Origin of the sequence: Asticcacaulis sp. (assembly GCF_051956075.1) — a bacterium.
In the GTDB taxonomy this organism is placed as follows: Bacteria; Pseudomonadota; Alphaproteobacteria; order Caulobacterales; family Caulobacteraceae; genus Asticcacaulis.
This window is the reverse complement of record NZ_JBQCGA010000002.1, coordinates 14,556-39,807: the sequence shown is the minus strand read 5'-3', so window position 1 is coordinate 39,807 and position 25,252 is coordinate 14,556. Positions and strand designations below refer to the sequence as shown.

Below are 25,252 nucleotides of genomic sequence, written 5' to 3'. Positions count from 1 at the left end.
CTGGCGGTTGAGATCGACGAAGACGTCGGCCAGGTCCAGCAAGGCCAGAATGTCAGGCGGATCGAGATCCTGCGCGCCGAGAAAATGGCGCTTGGGGAACGGGGTCAGCCGTGTTCGGATCAGATCATTGACGTCAGACATGGAAATTCTCGCGCGTGTCGCGGCGGGTTTTGGCGGAGAACGGCGCGCAGCACAAGGCCTTTACTGCGCTTTCTGATAGACGCGGACATAATCGACCGACATGCGCGCGGGCAGGGCGCTGTCATCGACGCCGTGCTGACCGCCCCAGGCGCCCCCAATGGCGATGTTGAGGATCAGATATTCCGGCTGATCGAACGGCCAGTTACGCGCATTGGCGTCGGCGGGCTTGTCGTAGGTGTAATAAGGCTGGTTATCGACCAGAAAGGTGATGTGGTCCGGCGTCCATTCGGCCTGATAATTATGGTAGGCGCTACACAGATCGGCGACCTCGACATGGCCGCCCTGATGGACCTTATCCTCGACCGTATGCGGCGAATGCACCGTGCCATAGATGGTGGTGGGCTGGAAGCCGACCTCTTCCATGATGTCGATCTCGCCCTGCTGCGGCCAATGCCAGCCGCCGAGCAGCCAGATGGCGGGCCATTGCCCAACGCCGCAGGGCAGCTTGGCGCGCACATCGAAGAAACCGTAGGTCCATTTCGCCACGCCGTTGGTCGTCAACCGCGCCGATGTGTAATTCTGCCCGCCATAGTCACGGGCATGGGGCAGCTTTTCGCGCCGGGCTTCGATGATCAGGTCGCCATTTTCGACGCGGGCGTTTTCGTAGCGATTCGCCGCATAGTATTGCAACTCGTCATTCCACCAGCCTTGCTTGTTGCGCTGGGTCTCATAACGCCACTTCGCCGGATCGGGTGCGCCGTCTTTGGCGAATTCGTCCGACCAGACCAGATGGTAGCCTTCAGGGACTTCGGCATGGGCCAGTCCCGCACATGCTACGAGCGTCAACGCGCCGGTCAGCAAGAGCGATTTCATAAGCGTCTCTCCCATGATTTTGCCGTTGAAACTGTCAGTTTTGCCGCCGCGTGGCAAGCACGTCGCGTTGCGCGTGATTTCGCCTCTTGCCACCGTTCAGCCAGCGCCTACATTGGGCCTTCCTCAACGGCGGGGCGGCTGTGGATTTCAAACTCCTTCTTAATATTTTCGTCTTTCTGCTCGCGGGCTCGGTGGTCGTGCCGTTGGCGCAGCGTTTCCGGCTGGGCTCGGTGCTGGGTTATCTGCTGGCGGGCATTCTGATCGGGCCGTTTGCGCTCGGCCTGATCGGGCAGGCGGACAAGGTCATGCATTTCGCCGAGTTCGGCGTGGTGATGATGATGTTCCTGATCGGGATGGAGCTGGAGCCCGCCGTGTTATGGCGGCTGCGGCGACAGATTGTCGGTCTGGGCGGGTTGCAGGTCGCCGTCTCCGCCGCCGCCCTGATGTGCGTCGGGCTTTTGCTGCATCACGGCTGGCGCCCGTCTCTGGCGGTCGGTCTGGCCCTGGCCATGTCCTCGACGGCGCTGGTCATGCAGTCCTTGCAGGAGCGCAATCTGACCCACTCGCTGGTCGGCGAGACCTCGTTCGCCATCCTTTTGTTTCAGGACATGTCGATGATCCCGGTGCTGATCGTGATCCCCCTCTTAGCCATGAGCGGCGCACCGGCTGCGTCCAGCGAGAGCCTGATCGCGCACTGGCCGGTGTGGTTACAGCCGGTCGCGGTTCTGGCGGTGATCGCGCTGGTCATCCTGATCGGGCGCTATGGCTCGCGCTACCTGTTCCAGTTGATCGCGCGCGCGAACCTGCGTGAAGTCTTCACCGCCGCCTCGCTGGCTCTGGTGATCGGCGTAACCCTGCTGATGGAGCTGGTGGGCGTGTCGCCGTCGCTGGGCGCCTTTATCGCCGGCGTGGTTCTGGCCAACTCGCAGTATAAGCGCACGATTGAAACCGATATCGAACCGTTCAAGGGCCTGCTGCTGGGCCTGTTCTTCATCTCGGTCGGGATGGGCATGGATTTCCATGTCTTTGTGCAGCACCCGCTGGGCCTGATCGGCGCGGTGATCGCGCTGATGTTGGTCAAGGCGGTGGTGCTGTGGCTGCTGGGCGAGCGTTTCGGGCTGGACACGCCGCTGGCGCTGGGGCTGGCCTTCGGCCTGTCGCAGGGCGGCGAGTTCGCCTTCGTGCTGTTGCAACTGATCGGCGGGCTGAAACTGATTGATCCTGAGACGCAGAAATTCCTGACCCTGCTGGTGGCGCTGTCCATCGCCATGACGCCGTTGCTGAGCGGTGTTTACGCCCGCTTCATCGTGCCTAAATTCATGAGTCGGTTGCCGAGACGCGATTATGACGAGATCGACGCGCACAACCCGGTCATCATCTGCGGCTTCGGGCGGGTGGGGCAGATCGTCGGGCGCTTCATGCTGTCGCAGGGGGTGAGCGTCACCGTGCTGGAGAAGAATCCCGATCAGGTCGAGGCGGTCGGACGCTTCGGTTTCAAGGCCTATTTCGGCGATGCGACGCGCATGGACCTGCTGCGTTCGGCGGGCATAGACGAGGCGCGGATGCTGGTGGTGGCCGTGGACGATCCCGACGCCGCCATCGACATCGTGCGGCAGGCGCGTGAAGGCTGGCCCAGTTTAAAAATCTTCGCCCGGGCGCGCAACCGCCGTCACGCTTTCGATCTCGACCGGGCGGGGGCGGACTATTACCACCGCGAGACGCTGGACGCCTCACTGGCCCTGGCGCGCGAAGCGATGATTGCGCTCGGCCACAATCGCCAGACCATCGAACGCCGCGCGCGCAAATTCCTCGAACACGACATCGCCACTTTGCGCAAATCGTTCGAGTTCTTCGAAAGCGAGCCCGACATGATCAGCTTCGCCAAGCTGTCGCGCGAAGAACTGGAAACCATCCTGCGCGAGGACGCCCAAGAGGGCACCCAAGAGGGCGCGTAAGGAAAGAGGCCGATTGCCATCAGGATTCGTCTCGGCCAGATATTTTCGGGCTCTAAGTTCTTGTGTTGTCGCTAGATATGCGCAGCGATGACGATTCCGCAAACAATCAGACCGACGAAGCTGAACAGGCCGAACAGGCTGGCGCGATGGGGTTGGGGACGCAGATACATGGTGGACGCACACTGAAATGACGACGCCATTATCCTGCCGCAAATTTGCTGATTTTTGGTGAACGACGTTATGTCACGCTGGGCGACGCCCAACCGTCGCCCTGTGGCTTCGGCGTATAGGGCAGGAGGTCGCGGGTCATGAACACCACGTCGAGCCAGCGTCCGAATTTGTAACCTGCGCGCGGCAGAATTCCGGTCTGTTCAAAGCCGCAGGCGCGATGCACGCCGACCGAGGCGCCGTTTTCCGCGTCGCCGATCACCGCGATCATGGTGTAGAGGCCGCGCTCCGTACACAGCTCGATCAGGCGCGTCAGCAGGGCCTTGCCGAGGCCGCGTCCGGGATAGCCGGGGGCGATATAGATGCTGTCCTCGACGCCATACTTATAACCTGGCCGGTCGCGGAACGGCGAAGCATAGGCGAAGCCGATCACCTCGTCATTCTCGACGGCGACCAGATAGGGCAGGCGCATGGTTTCGATCTGACGAAACCGCGCCAGCATCTCATCCTGCGACGGCGGTTCCAGAGCGAACGTGCCTGTGCCGTGCAGCACATTGTGCGCGTAAATCTGCGTAATCGTCGCGAAGTCGCTTTCCGTCGCCGCCCTGATCTCTGTCATTATCCGCCCCGTTGTCGGTCTTGCGCCCAGATGGCGAAGGCGTAATCAAAGGCAATTTCCTTAAGGAAATCAAAACGGCCTGACGCGCCACCGTGGCCCGCCTCCATATTGATCTTCAGCAGCATGGGCGCGTCCGAGGTTGAGGCTTCGCGCAGTTTGGCGATCCACTTCATCGGCTCCCAATAGGTGACGCGCGTGTCGCTCAGGCCTCCGGTGGCCAGCACGGGCGGGTAGGACTGCTTCGTGATATTGTCGTAGGGGCTGTAGCTGGCGATGTAGTCATAGGCCTTTTCGTCCTCCAGCGGATTGCCCCATTCCGGCCATTCCGGCGGCGTCAGAGGCAGGCTGGCGTCGCTCATCGTGTTCAGCACATCGACGAACGGCACGGCGCCGATCACGCCCGCCCACAGGTCCGCGCGCATATTGGCCACCGCGCCCATCAACATGCCGCCTGCCGATCCGCCATAGGCGACCATGCGGCCAGGACGGCTGTAGCCCGCTTCGCACAAGGTCTCAGCACAGGCGATGAAGTCACGGAAGGTGTTCTCCTTTTTGAACTTTCGTCCCTCAAGAAACCAACCGTAGCCCTTTTCTGTCCCGCCGCGTACATGGGCGATGGCGTAGACCCAGCCGCGATTGACCAGGCTCAGGCTGCGGATCGAGAAGCCGGGGTCCATCGGCATGCCGTACGAGCCGTAGCCGTAGAGCAGCAGCGGCGCTGAGCCATCAAGCGGCGTCTCGGCCTTCATCAGCACGCTGACCGGAACCTGCGCGCCGTCCGGGGCCGTGGCGTAGAGGCGGCGGGCGACATAATCCGCCGGATTGTGGCCGGACGGGATGATCTGCGTCTTGCGCAAGGCCCGCTGACGCGTCTCCATATCGTAGTCGAAGGTCTGGGCGGGCGTGGTGGGGGAGGTATAGGCGTAGCGCAGGATCGGGCTGTCATATTCATAACCGCCGCCGCCGCCAAGGCTGTAGACCTCCTCATCGACCGCGATGACATGCTCATCCATATCGGCCTTGCGCGTTACGACAATGCGCGTATTGGCGTTTTCGCGCTCGATGCGGATCATGTGTCGCGCCGACAGGTCGAAGCCGGTCAGGTAAATGCCGGGGCGGTGCGGAACGAGATCGCGCCAGGTGTCGCGCGTCGGATGCGAGGCCTCGGACAGCATCAGCTTGAAATCGACGGCGCCGTCGGCATTGGTGCGAATGACGAAACGGTCGCTCCAGTGGTCGATATCGTACTGCACGCCGTCCTCGCGCGCCGCGACGCGCACCGGCGCGCTTTCGGGCCGATCGGCGGGGATCAGCCAGGTTTCCGACGTCTCGTGATTGCCGGTCCCGATGGCGATGAAGGCTTCGGAACTCAGCACGCCGACGTGCAGGAAAAAGCCTTCGTCCTCTTCGGTATAGACCAGCGCGTCAGCGCCGCCGCGCGCCGGGCGTCGGTAAATCTTCGCCGGGCGGGAATTCTCATCGCGCCAGGTCCAGAAAATCCACTGCGAGTCCGGCGAAAAACAGAAGCCGCCTTCGCAGGCCTCAATCGGATCGGGTAGGATATCGCCGGTCTCCAGATCGCGCACATAGACGGTGTAATATTCCGAGCCTTGCGTATCTTCACCCCAGGCGAACAGCCTGTGGTCGGGACTGTGCTGCGCCGCCGATGTTTCGAAATAATCGTGGCCTTCGGCGCGTTTGGCTTCATCGAGCAGAATCTGCTCGTCAGCCGGGGTCGCTTCGACTGGCGGGATCGGATCTGTGAAAGCGCGGGCGATATAGGGGCGGCGGGCGAGAATCGGATGCTGCGCGCCGCTTTCGTAGCGGCTGTAATATTCCCATGGGCCGTCCTTGGCAGGCGTCGAGGCGTCGTCCTCCTTGATGCGGCCCTTCATCTCCTCGAAAATCTGCTTTTGCAGCTCTTGCGTCCCGGCCAGCACGGCGGCGCTGTAGGCGTTTTCAAGATCGAGCGCCGCCTTGACGTCGGCGCGGATTTTCGACGGGTCGCGCAGGACCGTCTGCCAGTTATCGTCCTTCATCCAGTGATAGGCGTCTTCGCGCACGCGGCCCAGTTGTTCGATGCGAAACGGCTTGCGCGGCGGCGACGGCGGTTGGGGCAGACTCATAATGCTTCCTGATAGGCGAAACCTGTGGCGTCGGCGCCAGAGTGGCGCGGCGCGTGCGCCCCGGAATGGACGCAGCATTGACCCTTTGCGGAAATGGCGTCAAATGTCGAGAGGGCTTTTGAACAGACTGTTAATCCAGGAGGGGCGGGCGTGCTGGATGTGGACCCAAGCGTCGCGATGATCAAGGCGACGGTGCAGATCGACCAGCCAATCAACGAGGCCAAGCGCATGGTCGGCACCGGATTTCTGGTGTCGACGCCAAAGCCGGGCGGCGGCGTCGAAGTCGTTCTGGTCACCGCCGCGCACGTCTTTGAAAAAATGCCGGCGCAGCAGGTGCGGCTTGGCTGGCGCGTGATGAACGCCAAGGGCGATTGGGTCTATACGCCGGAATTTCTGACCATTCGCTCGACCAGCGGCCCTCTGTGGTATCAGCATCCCAGTCAGGACATCGCCGTTATTCCGGTCGAACTGCCTGACGGCTTTCGCGAGGCGGCCGTTCCGGACGCATGGCTGGCGGACGATGTGAGCTTCACCGTCCAGCATATTGATCCGGGCGATGAGATGATGACGCTCGGCTATCCGCACGGTCTGTCGGCCAATATCGCCGGTTTCCCGATCCTGCGCGCGGGGCGTCTGGCCTCCTATCCTTTGTCGCCTTCGACGCGCTATCCGACCTTCCTGATTGATCTGACGGCGGTGCCGGGCAATTCCGGCGGGCCGGTTTACCTCAGTCGCGCCGGAGCGCACCCTCTGATCGCGGGGGTGCTGATCAAGCAGGTTGAGGACGATAACCAGCGTCTTGAGCTGGGCGTCGTCACTGACGCGGTCTTCGTGCGCGAAACCATAGATCTGATGCTGAAGGCCCAACTCAGCGGTCAGGCGCCGCGGTCGGGCGCGACCGTGCCCGCGCCGCCCGCGCCGATGAAAACGCCGGGAACGAGCGGCGATATGACCGGCAACTAGGCCGGATTGACGTCAAGTTCGCCTAAAACGCCATAGCCGCTTCGGATCGCCGCCAGATGCGCGGACGCATGGCTGAGCGTATGCGCGAAGAACAGACGCATGATGGCGATGCGCTGCTTGAGCCACGCGCCATCGGCGTCGCCGGTCTCGATCATGGCGCCGGCTTTAAGCGCGCCCTTCAGGAGCAGCCAGCCGCCGACCAGATCGCCAGCAAGGGTCAGATAGGTCGTGGCCGCGGCGGCGACATCGAGCGGCGCTTCGGCCTTCTGCTTCAGCAGATGCTCGCTGGCGGCGGTGAAGGCGTCGAGCGCGGTTTGCAGTTGCGTAAGTTCGGTCTGAAAAGCGGCCTGTAATGCTTTGTTTTGCATGAAGTCTGAAATGTCCGACGCCAGCTCTCTGGCCGCCAGCCCATCGCTGCCCAGCTTGCGCCCGACCAGATCGCCCGCCTGAATGCCGTTCGTGCCTTCGTAGATCGGGGCGATGCGGGCGTCGCGATAATATTGCGCGGCCCCGGTTTCTTCAATGAAGCCCATGCCGCCATGAACCTGCACGCCCATTGAGGCGACCTCGACCGCGCGGTCGGTGCTCCAGGCCTTGGCGATCGGCACCAGAAAGTCCTCGCGTCGCTTATGGCGCTGGCGCACGGCCTCGTCCGCCGTCAGACGCACGGCGTCGGTCGCCGCTGCGGTCGCCATGCAGATGGCGCGCGCGGCTTCGGTTTTCGCCTGCATCAGGCCCAGCATCAGGCGCACGTCAGGATGGTCCTTGATCGGCGCATAGTCTTCGCCGGTGATGACGGAGCGTCCCTGACGGCGCTCCTGTGCATAGGTTTGCGCCTTCTGTAAGGCGGCGTCGGCCAGACCGACGCCTTCAAATCCGACCGCCAGACGCGCGGCGTTCATCATGGTGAACATGGCCGCCAGTCCGCCGTTTTCGACGCCGACCAGCTCGGCGTGCGCGTCCTCATAGGCCATCACGCAGGTCGGAGAGGCGTGGATGCCCATCTTGTGTTCAAGGCCGACGCAGTGGACGCCATTGCGCTCGCCCAAAGCGCCGTCGGCGCTCACCTTGAATTTCGGGCACAGGAACAGTGAAATGCCGCGCGTGCCCTTTGGCGCGTCGGGCAGGCGCGCCAGCACCAGATGCAGAATATTGTCCGCGCCGTCGTGTTCGCCCCAGGTGATGAAAATCTTCTGGCCGGTAATGCGGTAGGAGCCGTCCGGGTTGCGCTCGGCCCTGGTTTTCAGCGCCGCCAGATCGGAGCCGGCGCCGGGCTCGGTCAGGTTCATGGTGCCGAGCCATTCACCGGAGATCAGCTTGGGCAGATAGAGCGCCTGCTGCGCCTGCGTTCCGTGAACCTGCAAGGCGTCGATGGCGGCCTGGCTCAGGGTCGGCAGCAGGGTGAAGGCCATGTTGGCGGCGTGGAACAGGCTGAAACAGGCCTGTTCGAGCATTTTCGGCATACCCTGTCCGCCATGTTCCGGCTCAGCCGCCAGACCATACCAGCCGCCGTCGGCATAGGTTTTGATCGCGTCGAGAAAGCCAGGCGCGATGACGACGCGGTCTTCCTCCAGCCTGGCGCCATGCAGATCGCCGACGCGGTTCAGCGGCGCCAGCACATCGCCCGCCAACTGGCCAGCCGCGTCGAGTATGGCGTCGCGCAGATCGGCGTCGAAGTCGGGGAAGGCGCGGCTCTGATACTGATCGTCCATGCCGATCACATGATCGAGGCAGAATCGAAGATCTTTAAGATTGGGCCGATAGCTCATGTCCAAGTCCCTGTTATGTTTGTCGATAGTGTAGGCGTTGGACGACGAATTTGGCAAGTTATTTTACGTGAACGTCAACTTTCGGCGGGTTGAAATGAAATCATATCTGTTACATATAAATCCGCATGACGCGCGTGACCGGTTGGTGTATGCCGGTTTGCACAGAGGAGCCTCGTATGGACCGTAAGAGCTATAATCATGTCGCCATCGCCCTGCATTGGCTGATCGCGGGCCTGATCCTGTTTATGATCTTTCTGGGCTGGCGGCTGGGCGATCATGATTCGCTGCGCCTAAGCCGTGTCAATCTGCACAAGTCCGTCGGCATTCTGATCCTGCTGCTGAGTTTTGTGCGGCTGGCCTGGCGTCTCATGCACAAGGCGCCGCCGGAACCGCCCATGCCCATGTGGCAAGCGTGGGCCGCCAAGGCCCTGCATGTCGGCTTCTATGTCGTCATGATCGGCATGCCGCTGACCGGCTGGCTGATGGTCTCGACCAGCGCGCGCGACATTCCTTTCTTTATCTGGCATTGGCCGCACCTGCCCGTGCCGCAGAACCACGACACGCACGAACTGTTCGAGGCCATGCACGGCCTGATCGCCAAGCTGATCATCTATCTGATGGTCCCGCTGCATGTGCTGGCCGCGCTCAAGCATCACTTCATCGACAAGGATGAGGTGATGGAGCACATGGTTCCCGGCCTGACGCCGAAACCCGTGCTGAACTGGCGCTGGATCGTGCCCGTTGGCGTCATCGCCCTGGCGGTCGGCTTTGGTTATGGACTGGATCGCGGCATACCGGAGAAGGGCGGGGAGCGGGGCGAACATGCGCCGCCGCCGCCAGTCAGCGCACCGTCTGAAAGCGCGACCCCGTCGGCGGAGGCGTCTGCCGCGCCGTCTTCGTCCGTCGCCGCGTCATCTGAGGCGTCGTCCGCCGCAACCGCCGCGCCGACCTGGACCGTCGATAAGTCGGCCAGCAAGATCGCCTTTGCAACCACCTTTTCAGGCGAGGCGATCAATGGCGCCTTTTCCGCCTACATGGCCAATATCGCTTTCGATCCGGCCCGTCTGGACGTTTCCCATGTCAAGGTCAGCATCGACCTGACGTCGGTGGGCTCGGGCGACGGCGACCGCGATTCCAGTTTGCGCAGCGATTCCTTTTTCAATGTTGATTCCTTCCCCAAGGCCGTGTTTGAAGCGGCGAAATTCAGCCAGAGCGACGCGACCCATTTTGTGGCGCATGGCAAGCTGACCCTGCACGGCGTCACCAAGCCCTGCGATCTGCCCTTCACCCTGACGATCAAGGGAAAGACCGCGCAGGTTTCAGGCGCGACCGACATCGACCGCACCGCCTTTGGCGTGGGAACCGGCGACTGGGCCAAGACCGACGCCGTGCCGGCCAAGGTGCATGTCGCTATTACACTGAAAGCGAGCCGGAATGGCTGAGGCGGAAGCCGCGGCGGCGGCTTTGCGGGCAGGTCAATTGATTCATCTGCCGACTGAGACCGTCTATGGGCTGGGCGCGCGCGCCGATGATGCCGAGGCTGTCATTAAGGTGTTCGATGCCAAGGGGCGGCCACGCTTCAATCCCCTGATCGTTCACATCGCCGATCTGGCGTTGGCGGAGCGCATTGGCGTGTTCGATAGGCGGGCGAAGGCTTTGGCGGCGGCTTTCTGGCCGGGGCCGCTGACGCTGGTGGTTCCGGTGCGGGACGAGGCCCTGGTCAGCGATCTGGCGCGGGCGGGCCTGGACAGCGTCGCCCTGCGCATGCCGTCGCATCCGCTGGCGCGCGCGGTCCTCAGCCAGGTCGATTTCGGCGTGGTGGCGCCGTCCGCCAACCGCTCCGGTCGCCCTAGCCCGACCACCCAGCCCGACGCATTTGAGGAAACCGGAAACTTCGTCGCGGCCTCGCCAGACGGCGGCGCCTGCACGGTCGGGGTCGAATCCACCGTCGTCAGCCTGTTGGGAAAGGCGCGCTACTTGCGCGCCGGGGCGGTAACGCGCGATCAGATTGCCGCAGTTATCGGCTCGCTGGCGGATGACGAAGCCGAGGGGCATCGTTCGCCGGGGCGGTTAAGCCTGCATTATGCGCCGGACGCGCCGGTGAAAATCAATGTTGAAAAGCCATCCGACGGCGCGGTCTATCTGTCTTTCGGGCCGAGCGACTATGCGGGAACCGTCATTCCTCTGAGTCCGACCGCCAACCTGCATGAAGCGGCGGCGAACCTGTTCAGCGCCTTGCGGCGGGCGGATCGCCTGAAGCCGCCGCTTATCGCCATTGCGCCCATTCCCGTGACGGGCATAGGCGAAGCCATCAATGATCGCATCCGGCGCGCGGCGGGCTATATCGGCTAGGCCGCCTTGGCCACGGGCTGCGCGCGCGTAAATACCCAATCGCCGTCCTGCGACAGATCGGCGCGGAACGCATAGCCTTCGACCTTGAAATCCTTAACGCCTTCCGGGCGATCTATACGTTGATCGACAATATAGCGCGCCATCAGACCGCGCGCCTTCTTGGCGAAGAAAGAGACGATTTTCGCCTGATTGCCTTTGATTTCCAAAAAACGCGGGCTGATGACCTTCAGACCGAGCTTTTTCGTCAGCGCGGCCTTGCTGTATTCCTGACTGGCCAGATTGAGTAAAACGCCATCCGCGGCTTCCGCCCGCAGGCTGTCAGCAAGCGACTCGCCCCAGAACTGGTATAGTGACGAGGCGCGACCGATTTTCAGCGCCGTACCCATTTCCAGCCGGTAGGGCCGGATCAGGTCGAGCGGACGCAGCACGCCATAAATACCGGACAGGATGCGGATATGATCCTGAGCAAAGGCGAGGGCGCCGCGGTCGAGCGTGCGCGCCTGCAAGCCGTCATAGACATCGCCGTCGAACAGAAAGGCGGCGCTCATCTGCTCCTGCGCCTCAAACCCCTGATAGCGTTCATAGTTGAGCTGACTGAGCGCTTCGGAAATCTCCATCAGCGCAGCGATCTGTCTGGGCGATTTCTTTTTCATCGCCGTGATCAGCTTTGCTGTGGCGTCCGCAAAACGCGGCTCCGTGGGCGGCAATCCGCCATCATGCGGCGTAGGATCGAGAGACTTGGCGGGCGACAGCAGGGTCAGCATGAACGGAATCTACACGTTTACGTTATAAGGTCATCGAGTCCGCGAAAAGATAGGGCCGCGCGTCGCCTGACGCAACCATCGACCTGGCCCTTCGGACATTCTGTTTCCCAGTAGCTTACCGCGTAAAACCAAGATGGTTCGATACGGCCTGTGCGCCATATCGGCATAAGACCGCGTTGAACGAATAGGGGAGAAGACGATGTCGAAAGGCTCCGTACTGGTGCTTGAGGACAGTCGCGTACAGGCGCAACTGATTTCCAAAATGCTGAACCAACTGGGCTGGTCGGCGCTGCTGAGTTTTGATCATAAGACGGTTTTAAATCTGCTGCGAAGCTCAAGTGTCGATCTGATGCTGCTGGATGTGTATATCGACGGCGATAACACCCTGGCCCATATGGCGGAATTTCGTTGCGTGGCGCCCGAGACGCCGATCGCCATCATGACGGCGGGCGGCGCCGGCGGCCAGGCCTTGCAGGCGACGCTGGCCATGGCGCGTCGCGCCCAGGCGGATTTCCTGCTGCCCAAGCCGTTTGCGCCGGAAAATCTGACGCCGATTCTCGACGAGGTCGCGCGTATGCGCCGCGCGCCGGAATTGCCCAAACATGTGCTGGTCGTTGACGATTGCAGCGTGGTGCGCAAACTGACGACGCGGGCCCTGGCCGAAAAAGGCTATCGCATCAGCGAGGCGCGCAGCATGGAGGAGGCGTTCGAGCGCGTCGATATCGCGCACGTCGATGTCGTCCTCAGCGATGTCTTCATGCCGGGCATGGGCGGAATAGAAGGTATCAGCATCATCAAATCGACCTGGCCCAGAGTGGCCGTCGTGGCGATGTCGGCTGGCGCGGAGCAACGTCTTGACACGGCGCAGGCTCTGGCCGCCGCCAAATATATGGGCGCCGACGCCCTGTTGCCGAAACCGTTTACGCCGGACGATATGAACTACGTGGTCGAGGCCATGCTGGAAGAAAAGGCGGCGGCCTGACGATTCTTCATATGTAAAATATTACCATTTTACTTGAATCGGCGACTATTGGCGAGTTGTTAAACACTCTTCGCGTAACATAGTCTTTTTAAGGCTAGTGGTCGTCTGGGGAGATCATATGGGTCTGGGCAGCGTACTTGTCTTGGACGAAAACAAAGAGCAGGCGCAGCGTATCGCCAGCATGCTGCATCAGCAGAAATGGACCTCTGTCCTGAGCTTCGATCAGCAGATGGCCATGCGTATCCTCAAAGGAGGACGCTTTCACCTGCTTTTGTTCGACGCCTACGCCAAGGGCAATAATACGCTGCACATGATGGACGATATCCGCGCCGAAGCGCAGGACGCCCCTCTGGCCATCATGTCCGACGGCGGTCATCGCAGTTCGGCTCTGAACGCCGCCATGAATGCGGCGCGCGTCGCCGGCGCCGATTTCGTCATCGCCAAGCCGTTCAATCCGGAAAAGCTGAAAAACTTGCTCGACGACACCAATCGCTATCATCGCGCCCGCGCCAAGGAGCGGCATGTGCTGGTGGTCGAGGACGATCCTGATCTGCGCCGCGATGTGGTGCGGGTGCTGAAACAGGTGGGCTATAAGGTGTCCTGGGCCGCCAATATGGAGGACGTCTTCTTCGACCATAATCTGGGGCTGATCGACGTGGTGCTGACGGCGGTGCTGATCCCCGGAATCGGCGGCATCGAAGGCACGGCGCAGATCAAGAAGGACCATCCGCACGTCAAGGTCATCGCCATGTCGCAGGGCGTGGACGAAACCATCACGGCGGTACACGTCCTGTCGGCGGCGCAGGCGGCGGGCGCCGACGCTTTGCTGGCCAAACCCTTCCATATGCCTGACCTGCTGCGCGCCATGACCGGCCTGATCCGCGCCCCAGACGCGCCCGCCGAAAACGCCAAGCAGGCGGAGATCGACGCGCTGTTCGATTAGAACAGCACATGGGGCTTCATGATGCGCCTGCGCTCAAGCAGCGTAGCGTTAGCGCAACTAAAGACGAAGCGCGTCGTCGGCTTAGAACAGCACGTAGAGGTTCATGATGCGCCTGCGCTCAAGCAGCGTAGCGTTAGCGCAACCAAAGACGAAGCGCGTCGTCGGCTTAGAACAGCACGTGGGGATTCATGATGCGCTTCGGATCGAGCGCCAGGCGCACGGCGCGCATGGCTTCGACGGCGACCGGATCCTTATATTGCAAGGCTTCCTGCGTCTTCATGCGGCCCAGACCGTGTTCGGCGGAAATCGAACCTTCATACTTGTGGACGAGATCATGAACGACCTTGGCGCCTTCGTCGCGCAGGGCGTTGAATTCGGCGGCGTCCATGCCTTCGGGCACGATGACATTGAAGTGGACATTGCCGTCGCCGACATGGCCGAACGCCACCAGGCGCGCGCCGGGCAGGAAGGCCTGAACCGCCATATCGCCCTCTTCAATATAGTCGGCCATGCGCGACAGCGGCACCGAGACATCATGCTTCCACGCCGCGCCCTCGGCCTTCTCAGCGGCGGAATGATCCTCGCGCAGCCGCCAGAACTCGGCTGCCTGAGTTTCATTCTGCGCGATAACGCCGTCCACAATCAGCTCTTCCTCGAACGCGGCGCCCAGCACGCGCTCCATCGCCGCCTGCGCCCCGTCCGGGTCGCCGGAGGCGCCCGCAATCAGCGCAAACCATGGATATTCGCCTTCAAGCGGTTCGCGCGTGTCGGGAATATGCTTGAGCACCAACGACAGGCCATAGCGGCCCATCAGTTCGAACGCCTCGACCTGACCGCCGGTTTCCTGCTTGGCGCGCACCAAAAGGTCGATCGCCTTCTGCGCCGTCTCAAACGCCACGATGGCGGTGGCGCGCGAATTCATGATCGGGAACAGTTTCAGCGACGCCGCCGTGATGATCCCCAATGTGCCTTCGGCGCCGATGAACAACTGCTTGAGATCATAACCGGTATTGTCCTTGCGCAGCCGCTTCAGACCGTGGAAAATTTCGCCATTTGGCAGCACGACCTCAAGCCCGGACACCAGGTCGCGCGTCACGCCGTAACGCAGCACCGCCGTGCCGCCGGCGTTTGTGCTGATCACGCCGCCGACGGTCGCCGTGCCTTCTGCGGCGAGAGACAGCGGGAAATAGCGTCCGGCTTTTTCGGCGATCTGCTGCGCATCCAGAAGGCTGAGGCCGGTTTCCAGCACCATGGTGTCGTCGGTCGGCGCCACGTCGCGCACAGCCTTCATACGCTCAAGAGAGAGCAGGATTTCGCCGAACGGAATCTGTCCGCCGACGAGGCCCGTATTGCCGCCCTGAGGCGTAATGGCCACGCCCGCTTCAAAACAGATTTTCACCACCGCCGCGACTTCTTCGGTCGATTTGGGCATGACGAGCAGGGGGGTATGGCCCTTCCACTTGCCGCGCCATTCCGTCAGCTTGGGATCGACACGCGCCGGATCCTCGCTGTAACCGGCGTCTCCCACGACGGCCTTGATGCGCGCCAGAACATCGGCGGAGACGGCGGGGACTTCGGTTTTGGGCGTGGACATAAGCAGGCTCGGCAGGATGGACGTTGCGGAAACTCAAGGTGGGCGTTAAGCGAGGATGCGCGCTTTCGCAAGTCATAAAACCTGAGTCGATGATGCAATCTGGCTTACATCTTGACGCTTCGCATCCCCGCCCCGCGGTTGGAGTCGTGTGTCTTCGCGGCGACGAGGTTCTGCTCATCCGGCGCGGACGTCCGCCGCGTCAGGGCGAATGGTCGATTCCCGGCGGCAAGGTGGCCTGGGGCGAAGGCCTGCACGCCGCCGCGCTGCGCGAGCTTTACGAAGAAACCGGCGTTCGGGCGCATATCGGCGATCTTCTGGCCGTTTATGAGATCGTTGAGACGGACTTTCACTACGTCCTGATCGACTACATTGCCGACTGGACCGAGGGCGAACCCCGCGCCGGAGACGACGCGGACGAGGCGCGTTTCATGTCCTTCGATGAGGCGCTTACCCTTGTAAAGCAAGATGATTTACGCGACGTTTTGCTGCGCGCGCAAAATTCGATTTACGACTGAAAATCTCCAGATAAGAGAAAAATCGTGGCGATGTGCGTCATTTAGGCGCGTCATGATTGTGTTTTTCAGAAAAGTATGGTTAATGAATTCTTAACGAGGGCGGGCATGAACAGCCATAGCCAGTCGTTACGCAGACCCTATTTAGGCGCCATTCTCATGGGCTTCGAAAAGTTCTGCGATTCATCCGGCTCTTCAAAAAGATGAGCCGTGTGTCGATGTGGTTATTTAGTAAAGGGTTATCTCATGAAGAAAATCGTTCTGGCTGTCACGATTATCGCTGCTGTTGCTGGCGCTGCCATGGTAGGCCAAGCCACCGCCAAGCAGCTTCCGTCGTGCTTCTGTACGCCGCAATTTGGTTGCAGTTGCATGGACGTTTAAATCGTCAGATTAATTGCTAATAGAAAAGGCGGGATGCTTAGCATATTCGCCTTTTTTGTTAACCTTACGCCACCCCATCAGATTAAACGAATTATAAGGTCTATATGTTCTCTATGCGTTTAAAGGGGCGCATTTGTGGAGACATTATGATTCGCGCCAAATGCAGGATGGTCAAGCTGGGGCAAAGCATTTGCATAATGCTTTGCGCTTTTTTTTGCGTCCTATCGCTCCATGCGCGAACATCGGTTGCGCAAGTAACCTCGCCAATATCTCTAAATAGTCGGCATAATAAACTGGGTGAGGTTTACAACGCCGTCGCCTCGACACCCTTTCAACACCTTAATAATGAAGTCGATAAATACGGCGAACGGGCTTTGCGCCTTAATGGAGACGCTCGTATTTATGCGTTGTGGCGTATCTTATACGCTTACAAAGACGATCAAAATACTGACAAGTTCGACGCATGGCACAATCGCATTTTGGTGCAGGCTCAGACGGATAATGACGCTAAACTCGATGTGCTTGCGCGCTTTATGCGTCAAGCGTATCAAAACGAAACTAATGGCTTTACCACTCTCAGCGAGCGGGAATGGTCTGCATATATGGCCATGTCCGATCCTGCCATACGCAATATTGTCGAATTAGAGCGTGTTCGCCAACTACTACATTTTTCGCAATGGGCAGACGCTATTGATGTCAGCGACAAGCTTATTGTTCGCTTGGAGGCGGCAGGAAATGACGCCGCTCCGGTATTAAGTTCAGCGCATCAGGCCATGATATTCGCACTTATGGCCGTGGGTGATTATGAGACTAGTACAGATCATATGCTGGCTATTGCCAAGTTGTTGAATGAAAGCTCTTTTTTCTCGCAAAAAATGGATATACTTTACAATTTAAGTATGTGGTCGGTCAAAGAGAATGATTTAGCATTCTCTCAGAAATTTCAAAATTTATACTCATATTATATAGAAAAATATAATATTCAAGATTTGCGACCGTGGAATGAATTTTTATGCGCCATGGTTGAAGATGCAAACAGCGATAATAGAAAGGTGATTAAGTGTCTTGAGAATTCTTCTATAAAATCTGGAAGCGTCTCTAATTTTCTTGATTACACGAAGCTGCAATTTTTGACCAGAGCATACGTACGTTTGGGGGACGTCGCCAAGGCCAAATTCTATCTCAATAAGATTCGTGCTGTCCCAGACGATTTGAATCCTCATGATGAGCTGTTTGAAAAGGGCATTGAAGCCTATCTGCTGAAAGCGGAGGGACGTGACGACCAGGCGTTCGACGCTCTGGGAGACCTAATGCACTTGCAGTCGCAAAGAGACGAAGCTTTACGCATTGCTTCGGTGCGCAGCATGTACAAAGCGCTGCGGCAGGAGCTGGACAGCAAGACGGCGGAGAGCCGGTTGCTGGTCAAGCAGGTGCAAATGGGGCGGATGTTGTTGGCGGCGGCGGTCGCCATCGCCATCATGTTCGCCGTTATCGTCCTCGGTGGCGTCCTGTGGGTGATCCGGATGCGCCGCATGCAGTCGCGTTTGAGCGACGCGCGCGCCCATGCCGAAGCCGCCAACGCCGCCAAGTCGCGCTTCCTGGCGGTGATGAGCCATGAGTTGCGTACGCCGCTTAATGGCGTGCTGGGTATGGCGCAAGCGCTCAAGAAAGAGCCGTTGCCGCCCGAACAGGCAGAACAGGTCAATATTCTGGTTGATTCCGGTCAGACCCTGATGGTGCTGCTCAACGACGTGCTCGACATGTCGCGCATCGAGGCGGGCCGCGTCGAACTGGCGCCGACGCCGTCCAATATGAAGGACATGCTGGAGCGGGTCGTTCATACCTATCGCAACCTGACCGACGGCAAGCCGGTCGATCTGATCTATGACATCAGGTCCAGCGCCCTGATGCCGATGCGATTCGACATTCTGCGAGTCTATCAATGCCTGTCGAATCTGGTGTCGAACGCCATCAAGTTCACTGAAAGCGGCGAGGTCAGGCTGGTGGCGTCCGCCGATCATCGTCCTGATGGCTATCTGGTTCGCGTGGAAGTGCGGGACAGCGGCGTCGGTATGAGTCAGGCGACGCTGGACAAGTTGTTTGAAGCCTACAGTCAGGCCGATGCAACGACCGCGCGCACCCATGGCGGCAGCGGTCTGGGACTGAATATCAGCCGCCGTCTGGCCGAACTGATGGGGGGAGGCCTGACCGTGACCAGCGAAGAGGGGAAGGGGTCGGTGTTTGTCATGACCTTCCTGGCTGGCGAGGTGGCGCTGGAGACCCTTCCTGAACCGGCGCCTGCCGCGACACATGCGGTTGAGGCGCAACCGGATGACAGCCCTAATATCAATATCCTGCTGGTTGACGACCACCCGGTTAACCGCAAGGTGGCAAGGCTGTTTCTGGAGCCCTTCGGCTACACGGTGACCGAGGCTGTCGATGGCCAGGAAGCGCTGGACATGGATATGTCGCGCTTCGATCTGGTGTTGATGGACATCAATATGCCGCGCCTTGATGGGCTTGAGGCGACGCGCCGCTATCGCGCAGGCGAGGCTGTGGGGCGTCATCTGCCGATCGTGGCCCTGACCGCCGACGCCATGCAGGAGCAGATAGAAGCCTGCTACGCCGCTGGCATGGATGCGCATATCGCCAAACCAATTATCATGGATACGCTGATCGAAACGGTGGCGCGCCTGCTGTCGGAGGCGCAAACCGACGCCAAAACCCGCGCCGTAAGCTGAAGCGTTACGGTAACGCCGATGTGACGGCGGCGTTCCGATTGCTATAGAGTCCCCCTGTCCCGACGGATATAATGCCGCCTGTAACATAATGACGCTTTCGCCATGGTGGCGCGGTGTCCTGGGGGAGTGTAATCCATGACCGAGGTTTCGGTTTTTGGCGTTCTGGTCATCGCCTTATTCGTTCTGGCGATCTTTATCGTCTCCAGCATTATCAAGATCGTGCCGCAGGGCCACGAATATACGGTCGAAAAGTTCGGCCGTTATGTCCGCACGCTCAAGCCGGGGATCAGTTTTCTGACGCCGTTTGTCGAAGGCGTCGGGCGTCGCGTCAATATGATGGAACGCGTCTTCGATGTGCCGCAGCAGGAGGTCATCACCAAGGACAATGTGGTGGTGAAGGTGGACGGCATCGTGTTCACCCAGGTGATCGACGCCGCTCTGGCCGCCTATCGGGTCGATAATCTCGACAACGCCATCACGCAGTTGTCGATGACCAATCTGCGCACCGTGGTCGGATCTATGGATCTAGACGATGTGTTATCGCAGCGCGATTCAATCAATTCGCGGCTGCTGAACGTGATCGACCATGCGACCTCGCCGTGGGGCGTCAAGGTCAACCGCATCGAGATCAAGGATCTCAAACCGCCGCACGACATCACCGATTCCATGGCGCGCCAGATGAAGGCCGAACGTGAGCGGCGGGCGCTGATCATCGAAGCCGACGGCGAAAAGCAGGCGGCCATAGCCCGCGCAGAAGGTCAGAAGCAGGCGACCGTTCTCGAAGCCGAAGGTCAACGCGAAGCGGCCTTCCGCACCGCCGAGGCGCGTGAACGCTCCGCCGAGGCCGAGGCGAAGGCCACCGAAATGGTGTCGCAAGCGATTGCGCGCGGCGATGTCAATGCGATCAATTACTTCGTCGCTCAGAAATATGTTGAGGCGTTCGGTAAGTTTGCAGAATCCCCAAACGCCAAAACATTGATCGTACCGGCGGATATGTCCTCGGTGGCGGGCGCCGTCGGCGGCATCACCGAATTGCTGCGTTCTGTCGGCGATGGCTCGGCCTCGCGCGGTCAGGCGAAAAAGTAGGAGGCGGTCATGTCTGATCTGTCCGGCGTCTGGAGTTTCGGTCCTTCGGGCATGCAGGCCTTCTGGATCTGGCTGACCTTCGGTGTGCTGATGCTGGCCGCCGAAGTGTTTTTGGGGACGCAGTGGCTGCTCTGGTCGGCGGCGGCGGCGGGCGTCGTCGCCGTCGCCTGCCTGACCGGCGCGCCGCTCGGCGTGGTTGGTCAGGTGATCGTCTTCGCCGTCTTGAGCCTGATCATGACTCTGCTGACGCGCCGCTTCCTGAAGACCGCCGCGCCGCATGGTGATGTTAATGACCAGCAGGCGCGTCTTCTCGGCAAACAGGCGCAGGTATTGAGCGGTTTTGAAATCACAGGCGGCGAGCGCACCGGGCGGGTCATGTTCGACGGCGTCGAATGGCCCGCAGTCTTGCGCGGTGACGGTGAGGCGGCCCTGCCGACCGCCGCCGCCGTCATCATTGAGCGAGTCCATGAAGGCCGTCTCTACGTACGCTCCGTCTGAATCGTGGCGCCGACATAGTCAGGCTTGTCATAAGCTGCTAGGCTGTTCCTACTGAGCCTTGGGGGGATTTATGAGGTGGATAGGGGGGATGCTGGCCTTCGCGCTGGCCTTTATCGCTGTGTCGCATGCGCAAGCGGCGGCCTGGCCGCAGAAGCCGGCTCACACCGAGATTATCATCAGTCTCGAACCCGGCGCAGCCCATCGGGCGTTCGACGCCGCAGGCGCGGCGGATGCAGGCCTGGCGAAGTGGAGCCAGACCGATGCCTACGTCTATATTGATCGAGGCGTGACGTCGCGACTGTCCTTGACAGGCAAGGTGAATTTCAAGGCCTATGATACGGGCGATACGCATTTTTCCGGGTTATCGTCGGTTGAATTTGGCGGGCGTTACGCACTGCATGATGACCAGGACTATGTTCTGGCCGCGGGCGCGAGCCTTGAAGGTCTGGGCAAGGGGAGACGCGACGATTTCGATACCCTGTTCGGGCGACAGGGAACCGACGCGGAGGTGCGTGTCTATTTCGGCAAGAATATACGCCTTTTTCACCAGACCGCCTTTTTAGACCTGCAGGCGGCGCGCAAGCTGAGGCAGTATAATCCCGATCAGTGGCGCGTGGACGCGACCCTTGGCGTCAAGCCCTCGGCGCATTGGATGGTGTTGGCGCAGGCCTTCGCCGGGCGCGCCGACAGGCAGGCGGGTTATGAGGTTGAGTGGGTCAACGCCAAGCTCAGCGTGGCGCGGAGCCTTGGCGAGCGTCAGCAAACCTTTGTGCAGGTAGGGTTGCGCCGGACGATCGCCGGGCGCAATATCCCACAGGTTACGGCGCTGACAGTGAGCTTGTGGCGGCGTTACTGACGTCGGGATGCGGTTGCGATTCCAGCGCCAGATAGGCGATCAGGTTGCGGCGTTTTTCAGTGTCCTGAATGCCCTGAAAGCCCATCTTCGTGCCTTTTACGACGGTCTGCGGCGAGGTCAGATAGGCGTCCAGCGTGTCGAAGCCCCAGACGACGTCATGCTTGGTCATCGCCTCGGTGAACGGATAACCGGGCGCTGTGCCCGATTTGCGACCGAAAACGCCGTAAAGGTGCGGTCCCGTCATGTTCATCTTGTCGGGCGTGATCGTGTGACAGACGCGGCATTTGTTGAATTCCTTTTCGCCCTCGGCCAGATCGGCGGCGTTGTAGGGGGCTGGAAAGGTCGCCAGGATCGCCGCCTTTTGCGCATCGGTATAATCAACCGGATCGGCGATCGTCATATCGGCGCCGACGCCAGTATCGGCGGCGGGCGCCGCGCGGTGACAGGCGCCGAGCAGCAGGGCGGGCGCGAGCAGGGCGATCAGAGCGTATTTGGCTTTCGACATGCGCGACTCCTTTTGAAATATTGTAACGGTTTTTAGAAGGGTCTGCATCCGATGCGCAAGTCACAAAAGCCTGGGCTCCACCGCTTGCGCTTCGAAATCAAGCAGGGCGCGTTTGAGCGGCAAGCCGCCGCCATAATCGGTCAGCTTGCCTGACTTGCCGATGACGCGAAGGCACGGAATGATCAGGGCGATCGGGTTGCGACCATTCGCCGCGCCCACGGCGCGCATCGCCTTGACGTCGCCGATGCGTCGCGCCAGTTCCTGATAGGAAAGGGTGGCGCCGAAAGGAATATCGCAAAGCGCGGCCCAGACCTTTTGCTGAAACGGCGTGCCGCGCGGGCGCAGAACCAGATCGAAGCCGGAGCTACGCCGGGCGAAAAAGTCGTCAACCTGCGCTTTCACAGTCGCCAGTCGTTCCGCGTTGCGCTCAGCCCGCGCGTCATGCGCATAGAGGTTCTGCATGACGCCGTTCAGGAAAGTGAACTCCACCAGCGCGCCCGCCGCATCGACCACGGCGGCGGTTGCGCCATAGGGCGTCGCGAACTGATCGTAATAAAGCGTCATATTGCAGGCTCTCATGCCTGATCCGATGCAGCAAGTCTCTTCCGAGCCTGACTGAAAGCTGGCTGCGCGTTATGGCGCGGTCGGACGGCTCGATGCTATTTGGCGGCCACGTTGACTGGCGACGGCGGACAAACCGCGACGCCTCGACGCTCTCAGGCTTCAAGAGCCTAAAATTCTTGCCTCTGGTTGGCTTAAAGCGTAAACGCTCCCCATATCTGGATTCCTCCTTCAGCCTACAGGATAGCCGTATCGTGAACGCGCCCGCCAACGCCTCGGATTTCGCCCGCAGTTTCTTTCATGACGATCTGGCCCATGCCGACGCCGATGTGCTGAAGGCGATTCAGGGCGAACTGCATCGCCAGCAGGATCAGATCGAGCTGATCGCTTCGGAAAACATCGTCTCGAAGGCGGTGCTGGAGGCGCAAGGCTCCGTCCTGACCAACAAGTACGCCGAAGGCTATCCGGGCCGTCGCTATTATGGCGGCTGCGAATATGTCGATGATGTCGAGCGTATCGCCATTGAGCGCGCCAAAAAGCTGTTCAACTGCGCCTTCGCCAATGTGCAGCCGCATTCCGGCGCTCAGGCCAATCAGGCGGTGTTCTTCTCGCTCTTGCAGCCGGGCGACACCTTTATGGGCATGGACCTGGCCTGCGGCGGCCACCTGACGCACGGCTCGCCCGCCAACCAGTCGGGCAAGTGGTTCAATGTCGTCCCCTACGGCGTGACCGAGGGCGATAATGTTATCGACTATGATCAGGTCGCGGCCCTGGCCGAGCAGCATCAGCCCAAGCTGATCATCGCCGGCGCCTCCAACTATCCGCGCCATATCGACTTCAAGCGCTTCCGCGAGATCGCCGATTCGGTCGGCGCCTATCTGTTCGTCGATATGGCCCACTATGCGGGTCTGGTCGCGGGCGGGGTCTATCCCGATCCCCTGCCGCACGCCCATGTCGTGACCACCACCACGCACAAGACGCTGCGCGGACCGCGCGGCGGCATGATCCTCTCGAACGACGAGGCGCTGGGCAAGAAGATCAATTCGTCGGTCTTCCCCGGCTTGCAGGGCGGGCCGCTCATGCACGTCATCGCCGCCAAGGCCGTCGCGTTCGGCGAGGCGCTGCAACCGGAGTTCAAGGCTTACGCGCAGCAGGTCGTGGCCAATGCGCGCGTGCTGGCCGATACGCTGGTCGAGCGCGGGCTGGCCATCGTCACCGGCGGCACGGATAGCCACGTCATGAGCGTGGACTTACGTCCCAAGGGCCAGACCGGCAAGGCGACGGAAGCCGCGCTGGAAGACGCCTTCATCACCTGCAACAAGAACGGCATTCCGTTCGATCCGCAGCCCTTCACCATCACCTCGGGCGTGCGCCTGGGGACGCCGGCGGGCACCACACGCGGCTTCCGCGAGGCGGAATTTGCGCAGATCGGCAACCTGATCGCCGATGTGATCGACGGCATGGCGGGCAATAACGGCGCGCCGGACGAAGCGGTGCAGCAAAAGGTGCGCGCGGCGGTGAAAGACCTGACCGCCAAATTCCCGATCTACGGATAAGCTTTCATGCGCTGTCCCTTCTGCGGCAATCTCGAAACTCAGGTGAAGGACTCGCGGCCTTCGGAAGACGGCGCGGCGATCCGCCGCCGCCGATCCTGCCCCGAATGCGGCGGGCGCTTCACCACCTTCGAGCGCGTGCAGTTGCGCGACCTGATGATCGTCAAGCGGTCGGGGCGGCGCACGCCGTTCGACCGCGCCAAGCTGGAGCGTTCGGTGTCGATTGCGCTGCGCAAGCGACCGGTGGATCAGGACCGCATCGACCGTATGGTGTCGGGCATTGTGCGCCAGTTGGAAAGCATGGGCGAGACGGATATCCAATCCGATGTGGTGGGCGAACTGGTGATGACGGCGCTCAAATCGCTCGATGTCGTCGCCTATGTGCGCTACGCCTCGGTCTATCGCGACTTCCGCGAAACTTCGGATTTCGCGAAATTCCTGGGCGCCGAAGGCCTTGGTCTGGAACATCAGGGCGAGGTCGAGGAGCCGGGCGATATTCGTCAGGGGCTTGGAGAGCAAGACCTGTCGCCGTCGGATGACGCCTGACGCGGTTTCCCCCTCACCCCAACCCTCTCCCCCTGAAGGGGGAGAGGGGACAGGAAAAGCGATCATATGTCCCGCCCGTCCATCACTCTGAAACTCGCCACAACGCTCGACGGGCGGATTGCGACCCATGAGGGACAGAGCAAGTGGATCACCGGCGAGGAGGCGCGGCGGGTCGTGCATGAGCTGCGCGCCGGGCATGACGCGGTGCTGGTCGGCATTGAGACGGCCCTCAAGGACGATCCTGAACTGACTGTGCGTCTGCCCAATTATGAAGGGTTTCAGCCCGCGCGCGTGGTGCTGGATTCGCGCGCCCGCCTGCCGTTGTTGTCCAAACTGGCGCAGACGGCGCGGGTGATCCCGACCTATCTGGTGACGCTGGGCGAGGTCTCCGGCGAAATGCAGGCGGCTGGGGTGCGAGTGATCCGGGTTCCGTCGAAGCATCAGCGCGTCGATCTGAATGCGGCGCTGGCGGCGCTGAGCGCGGCGGGGATCGAGCGCCTGTTCGTCGAAGGCGGCGGCGTGATCGCCACAGCCTTTTTGCGCGCCGGTTTCGTGGACCGGCTTGAATGGTTCCGCGCGCCCACCATCTTGGGGGGCGATGCAAGGCCGGTGATCGGTCACCTGAATATCGAGGATCTGGCGAACATTGTCCGTTTCGAACGCCTGGGCGTTCAGGCGGTGGGCGACGATCTTTGGGAAACCTATGAATTAAGTTAAAGGGGGCTATCCACAAATAAGTCAGATAAGCACAGATGAATAGGAGC

At 60.8% G+C, this 25,252-nt stretch carries 22 protein-coding genes; 14 read left to right on the top strand and 8 right to left on the bottom strand.

Annotation, left to right across the window (positions count from 1 at the left end; translation table 11 throughout):
- Positions 1 to 201: 201 nt before the first annotated feature.
- Entirely contained in the window at positions 202 to 1,014 is an 813-nt protein-coding gene (locus ACTHLA_RS00505; RefSeq protein ID WP_440184030.1) for a glycoside hydrolase family 16 protein, read from the bottom strand.
- 140 nt (positions 1,015 to 1,154) lie between these two features.
- On the opposite strand from ACTHLA_RS00505, the gene ACTHLA_RS00500 reads away from it, so the two are divergent.
- On the top strand, positions 1,155 to 2,969 hold the full coding sequence (locus ACTHLA_RS00500; protein WP_440184027.1) for a monovalent cation:proton antiporter-2 (CPA2) family protein: 1,815 nt from the start codon (positions 1,155 to 1,157) through the stop codon (positions 2,967 to 2,969).
- A gap of 238 nt (positions 2,970 to 3,207) precedes the next feature.
- Here ACTHLA_RS00500 and ACTHLA_RS00495 read toward each other — a convergent pair whose 3' ends face one another.
- Together ACTHLA_RS00495 and ACTHLA_RS00490 are read right to left on the bottom strand one after the other, a co-directional pair.
- On the bottom strand, positions 3,208 to 3,756 hold the full coding sequence (locus ACTHLA_RS00495; RefSeq protein ID WP_440184024.1) for an N-acetyltransferase family protein: 549 nt from the start codon (positions 3,754 to 3,756) through the stop codon (positions 3,208 to 3,210).
- Positions 3,756 to 5,882 (bottom strand): S9 family peptidase, encoded by a 2,127-nt coding sequence (locus ACTHLA_RS00490; protein ID WP_440184022.1) that lies wholly within the window; start codon positions 5,880 to 5,882, stop codon positions 3,756 to 3,758. Before ACTHLA_RS00490 ends, ACTHLA_RS00495 begins: the two co-directional genes overlap by 1 nt.
- Positions 5,883 to 6,032: 150 nt before the next feature.
- Between ACTHLA_RS00490 and ACTHLA_RS00485 the strand changes: the two genes are divergently transcribed.
- Positions 6,033 to 6,845, top strand: a complete 813-nt coding sequence (locus ACTHLA_RS00485; RefSeq protein ID WP_440184020.1) for a S1 family peptidase — start codon at positions 6,033 to 6,035, stop codon at positions 6,843 to 6,845.
- Here ACTHLA_RS00485 and ACTHLA_RS00480 read toward each other — a convergent pair.
- Positions 6,842 to 8,614: an acyl-CoA dehydrogenase gene (locus ACTHLA_RS00480; RefSeq protein ID WP_440184017.1), complete on the bottom strand. Its 1,773-nt coding sequence runs from the start codon at positions 8,612 to 8,614 to the stop codon at positions 6,842 to 6,844. The two genes, ACTHLA_RS00485 and ACTHLA_RS00480, sit on opposite strands and share 4 nt — an antisense overlap.
- A gap of 176 nt (positions 8,615 to 8,790) precedes the next feature.
- On the opposite strand from ACTHLA_RS00480, the gene ACTHLA_RS00475 reads away from it, so the two are divergent.
- The gene (locus ACTHLA_RS00475) at positions 8,791 to 10,056 is read left to right on the top strand and encodes a YceI family protein (RefSeq protein WP_440184014.1); all 1,266 of its coding nucleotides are present in this window, start codon (positions 8,791 to 8,793) and stop codon (positions 10,054 to 10,056) included.
- The gene (locus ACTHLA_RS00470; protein ID WP_440184011.1) at positions 10,049 to 10,966 is read left to right on the top strand and encodes an L-threonylcarbamoyladenylate synthase; all 918 of its coding nucleotides are present in this window, start codon (positions 10,049 to 10,051) and stop codon (positions 10,964 to 10,966) included. The genes ACTHLA_RS00475 and ACTHLA_RS00470 overlap by 8 nt, the downstream gene beginning before the upstream one ends.
- On the opposite strand, the gene yaaA is transcribed toward ACTHLA_RS00470, so the two are convergent.
- Entirely contained in the window at positions 10,963 to 11,730 is a 768-nt protein-coding gene (yaaA, locus tag ACTHLA_RS00465; protein WP_440184008.1) for a peroxide stress protein YaaA, read from the bottom strand. The two genes, ACTHLA_RS00470 and yaaA, sit on opposite strands and share 4 nt — an antisense overlap.
- Before the next feature lie 199 nt (positions 11,731 to 11,929).
- On the opposite strand from yaaA, the gene ACTHLA_RS00460 reads away from it, so the two are divergent.
- Both ACTHLA_RS00460 and ACTHLA_RS00455 read left to right on the top strand, forming a co-directional pair.
- Positions 11,930 to 12,712: a response regulator gene (locus ACTHLA_RS00460; RefSeq protein ID WP_440184006.1), complete on the top strand. Its 783-nt coding sequence runs from the start codon at positions 11,930 to 11,932 to the stop codon at positions 12,710 to 12,712.
- Between the two features lie 142 nt (positions 12,713 to 12,854).
- On the top strand, positions 12,855 to 13,655 hold the full coding sequence (locus ACTHLA_RS00455) for a response regulator (protein WP_440184004.1): 801 nt from the start codon (positions 12,855 to 12,857) through the stop codon (positions 13,653 to 13,655).
- A 166-nt stretch (positions 13,656 to 13,821) separates the two neighbouring features.
- Here ACTHLA_RS00455 and ACTHLA_RS00450 read toward each other — a convergent pair whose 3' ends face one another.
- Entirely contained in the window at positions 13,822 to 15,249 is a 1,428-nt protein-coding gene (locus ACTHLA_RS00450) for an FAD-binding oxidoreductase (protein WP_440184002.1), read from the bottom strand.
- Between the two features lie 92 nt (positions 15,250 to 15,341).
- On the opposite strand from ACTHLA_RS00450, the gene ACTHLA_RS00445 reads away from it, so the two are divergent.
- From ACTHLA_RS00445 to ACTHLA_RS00425, 5 genes are all read left to right on the top strand, one after another.
- Positions 15,342 to 15,764 carry an NUDIX hydrolase gene (locus tag ACTHLA_RS00445; protein WP_440183999.1) on the top strand — a complete coding sequence of 141 codons (423 nt, stop codon included), beginning with the start codon at positions 15,342 to 15,344 and terminating at the stop codon, positions 15,762 to 15,764.
- A gap of 524 nt (positions 15,765 to 16,288) precedes the next feature.
- Positions 16,289 to 18,883, top strand: a complete 2,595-nt coding sequence (locus tag ACTHLA_RS00440; RefSeq protein WP_440183997.1) for an ATP-binding protein — start codon at positions 16,289 to 16,291, stop codon at positions 18,881 to 18,883.
- A 135-nt stretch (positions 18,884 to 19,018) separates the two neighbouring features.
- Entirely contained in the window at positions 19,019 to 19,969 is a 951-nt protein-coding gene (locus ACTHLA_RS00435; protein WP_440183994.1) for an SPFH domain-containing protein, read from the top strand.
- 9 nt (positions 19,970 to 19,978) lie between these two features.
- Positions 19,979 to 20,467: an NfeD family protein gene (locus ACTHLA_RS00430; protein WP_440183991.1), complete on the top strand. Its 489-nt coding sequence runs from the start codon at positions 19,979 to 19,981 to the stop codon at positions 20,465 to 20,467.
- Positions 20,468 to 20,555: 88 nt separating this feature from the next.
- Positions 20,556 to 21,323: a hypothetical protein gene (locus tag ACTHLA_RS00425; protein ID WP_440183988.1), complete on the top strand. Its 768-nt coding sequence runs from the start codon at positions 20,556 to 20,558 to the stop codon at positions 21,321 to 21,323.
- Here the strand turns inward: ACTHLA_RS00425 and ACTHLA_RS00420 are convergent.
- Positions 21,286 to 21,828: a c-type cytochrome gene (locus ACTHLA_RS00420; RefSeq protein WP_440183985.1), complete on the bottom strand. Its 543-nt coding sequence runs from the start codon at positions 21,826 to 21,828 to the stop codon at positions 21,286 to 21,288. The genes ACTHLA_RS00425 and ACTHLA_RS00420 overlap by 38 nt on opposite strands.
- Before the next feature lie 60 nt (positions 21,829 to 21,888).
- Positions 21,889 to 22,407 (bottom strand): methylated-DNA--[protein]-cysteine S-methyltransferase, encoded by a 519-nt coding sequence (locus ACTHLA_RS00415; protein ID WP_440183983.1) that lies wholly within the window; start codon positions 22,405 to 22,407, stop codon positions 21,889 to 21,891.
- A gap of 236 nt (positions 22,408 to 22,643) precedes the next feature.
- Between ACTHLA_RS00415 and glyA the strand changes: the two genes are divergently transcribed.
- The 3 genes from glyA (at position 22,644) to ACTHLA_RS00400 (ending at position 25,205) form a co-directional block, all read left to right on the top strand.
- Positions 22,644 to 23,945: a serine hydroxymethyltransferase gene (gene glyA, locus ACTHLA_RS00410; protein ID WP_440183980.1), complete on the top strand. Its 1,302-nt coding sequence runs from the start codon at positions 22,644 to 22,646 to the stop codon at positions 23,943 to 23,945.
- A gap of 6 nt (positions 23,946 to 23,951) precedes the next feature.
- Positions 23,952 to 24,488: a transcriptional regulator NrdR gene (nrdR, locus tag ACTHLA_RS00405; RefSeq protein ID WP_440183978.1), complete on the top strand. Its 537-nt coding sequence runs from the start codon at positions 23,952 to 23,954 to the stop codon at positions 24,486 to 24,488.
- Positions 24,489 to 24,554: 66 nt separating this feature from the next.
- On the top strand, positions 24,555 to 25,205 hold the full coding sequence (locus ACTHLA_RS00400; protein ID WP_440183974.1) for a RibD family protein: 651 nt from the start codon (positions 24,555 to 24,557) through the stop codon (positions 25,203 to 25,205).
- Positions 25,206 to 25,252 lie beyond the last annotated feature (47 nt).

Excerpts from the sequence above, each read along its gene's own strand:
- ACTHLA_RS00505 (WP_440184030.1), bottom strand. The coding sequence starts at position 1,014 with ATGAAATCGCTCTTGCTGACCGGCGCGTTGACGCTCGTAGCATGTGCG.
- ACTHLA_RS00495 (WP_440184024.1), bottom strand. The coding sequence starts at position 3,756 with ATGACAGAGATCAGGGCGGCGACGGAAAGCGACTTCGCGACGATTACG.
- ACTHLA_RS00490 (WP_440184022.1), bottom strand. The coding sequence starts at position 5,882 with ATGAGTCTGCCCCAACCGCCGTCGCCGCCGCGCAAGCCGTTTCGCATC.
- ACTHLA_RS00480 (WP_440184017.1), bottom strand. The coding sequence starts at position 8,614 with ATGAGCTATCGGCCCAATCTTAAAGATCTTCGATTCTGCCTCGATCAT.
- ACTHLA_RS00475 (WP_440184014.1), top strand. The coding sequence starts at position 8,791 with ATGGACCGTAAGAGCTATAATCATGTCGCCATCGCCCTGCATTGGCTG.
- ACTHLA_RS00470 (WP_440184011.1), top strand. The coding sequence starts at position 10,049 with ATGGCTGAGGCGGAAGCCGCGGCGGCGGCTTTGCGGGCAGGTCAATTG.
- yaaA (WP_440184008.1), bottom strand. The coding sequence starts at position 11,730 with ATGCTGACCCTGCTGTCGCCCGCCAAGTCTCTCGATCCTACGCCGCAT.
- ACTHLA_RS00460 (WP_440184006.1), top strand. The coding sequence starts at position 11,930 with ATGTCGAAAGGCTCCGTACTGGTGCTTGAGGACAGTCGCGTACAGGCG.
- ACTHLA_RS00450 (WP_440184002.1), bottom strand. The coding sequence starts at position 15,249 with ATGTCCACGCCCAAAACCGAAGTCCCCGCCGTCTCCGCCGATGTTCTG.
- ACTHLA_RS00445 (WP_440183999.1), top strand. The coding sequence starts at position 15,342 with ATGCAATCTGGCTTACATCTTGACGCTTCGCATCCCCGCCCCGCGGTT.
- ACTHLA_RS00440 (WP_440183997.1), top strand. The coding sequence starts at position 16,289 with ATGATTCGCGCCAAATGCAGGATGGTCAAGCTGGGGCAAAGCATTTGC.
- ACTHLA_RS00435 (WP_440183994.1), top strand. The coding sequence starts at position 19,019 with ATGACCGAGGTTTCGGTTTTTGGCGTTCTGGTCATCGCCTTATTCGTT.
- ACTHLA_RS00430 (WP_440183991.1), top strand. The coding sequence starts at position 19,979 with ATGTCTGATCTGTCCGGCGTCTGGAGTTTCGGTCCTTCGGGCATGCAG.
- ACTHLA_RS00425 (WP_440183988.1), top strand. The coding sequence starts at position 20,556 with ATGCTGGCCTTCGCGCTGGCCTTTATCGCTGTGTCGCATGCGCAAGCG.
- ACTHLA_RS00420 (WP_440183985.1), bottom strand. The coding sequence starts at position 21,828 with ATGTCGAAAGCCAAATACGCTCTGATCGCCCTGCTCGCGCCCGCCCTG.
- ACTHLA_RS00415 (WP_440183983.1), bottom strand. The coding sequence starts at position 22,407 with ATGAGAGCCTGCAATATGACGCTTTATTACGATCAGTTCGCGACGCCC.
- nrdR (WP_440183978.1), top strand. The coding sequence starts at position 23,952 with ATGCGCTGTCCCTTCTGCGGCAATCTCGAAACTCAGGTGAAGGACTCG.
- ACTHLA_RS00400 (WP_440183974.1), top strand. The coding sequence starts at position 24,555 with ATGTCCCGCCCGTCCATCACTCTGAAACTCGCCACAACGCTCGACGGG.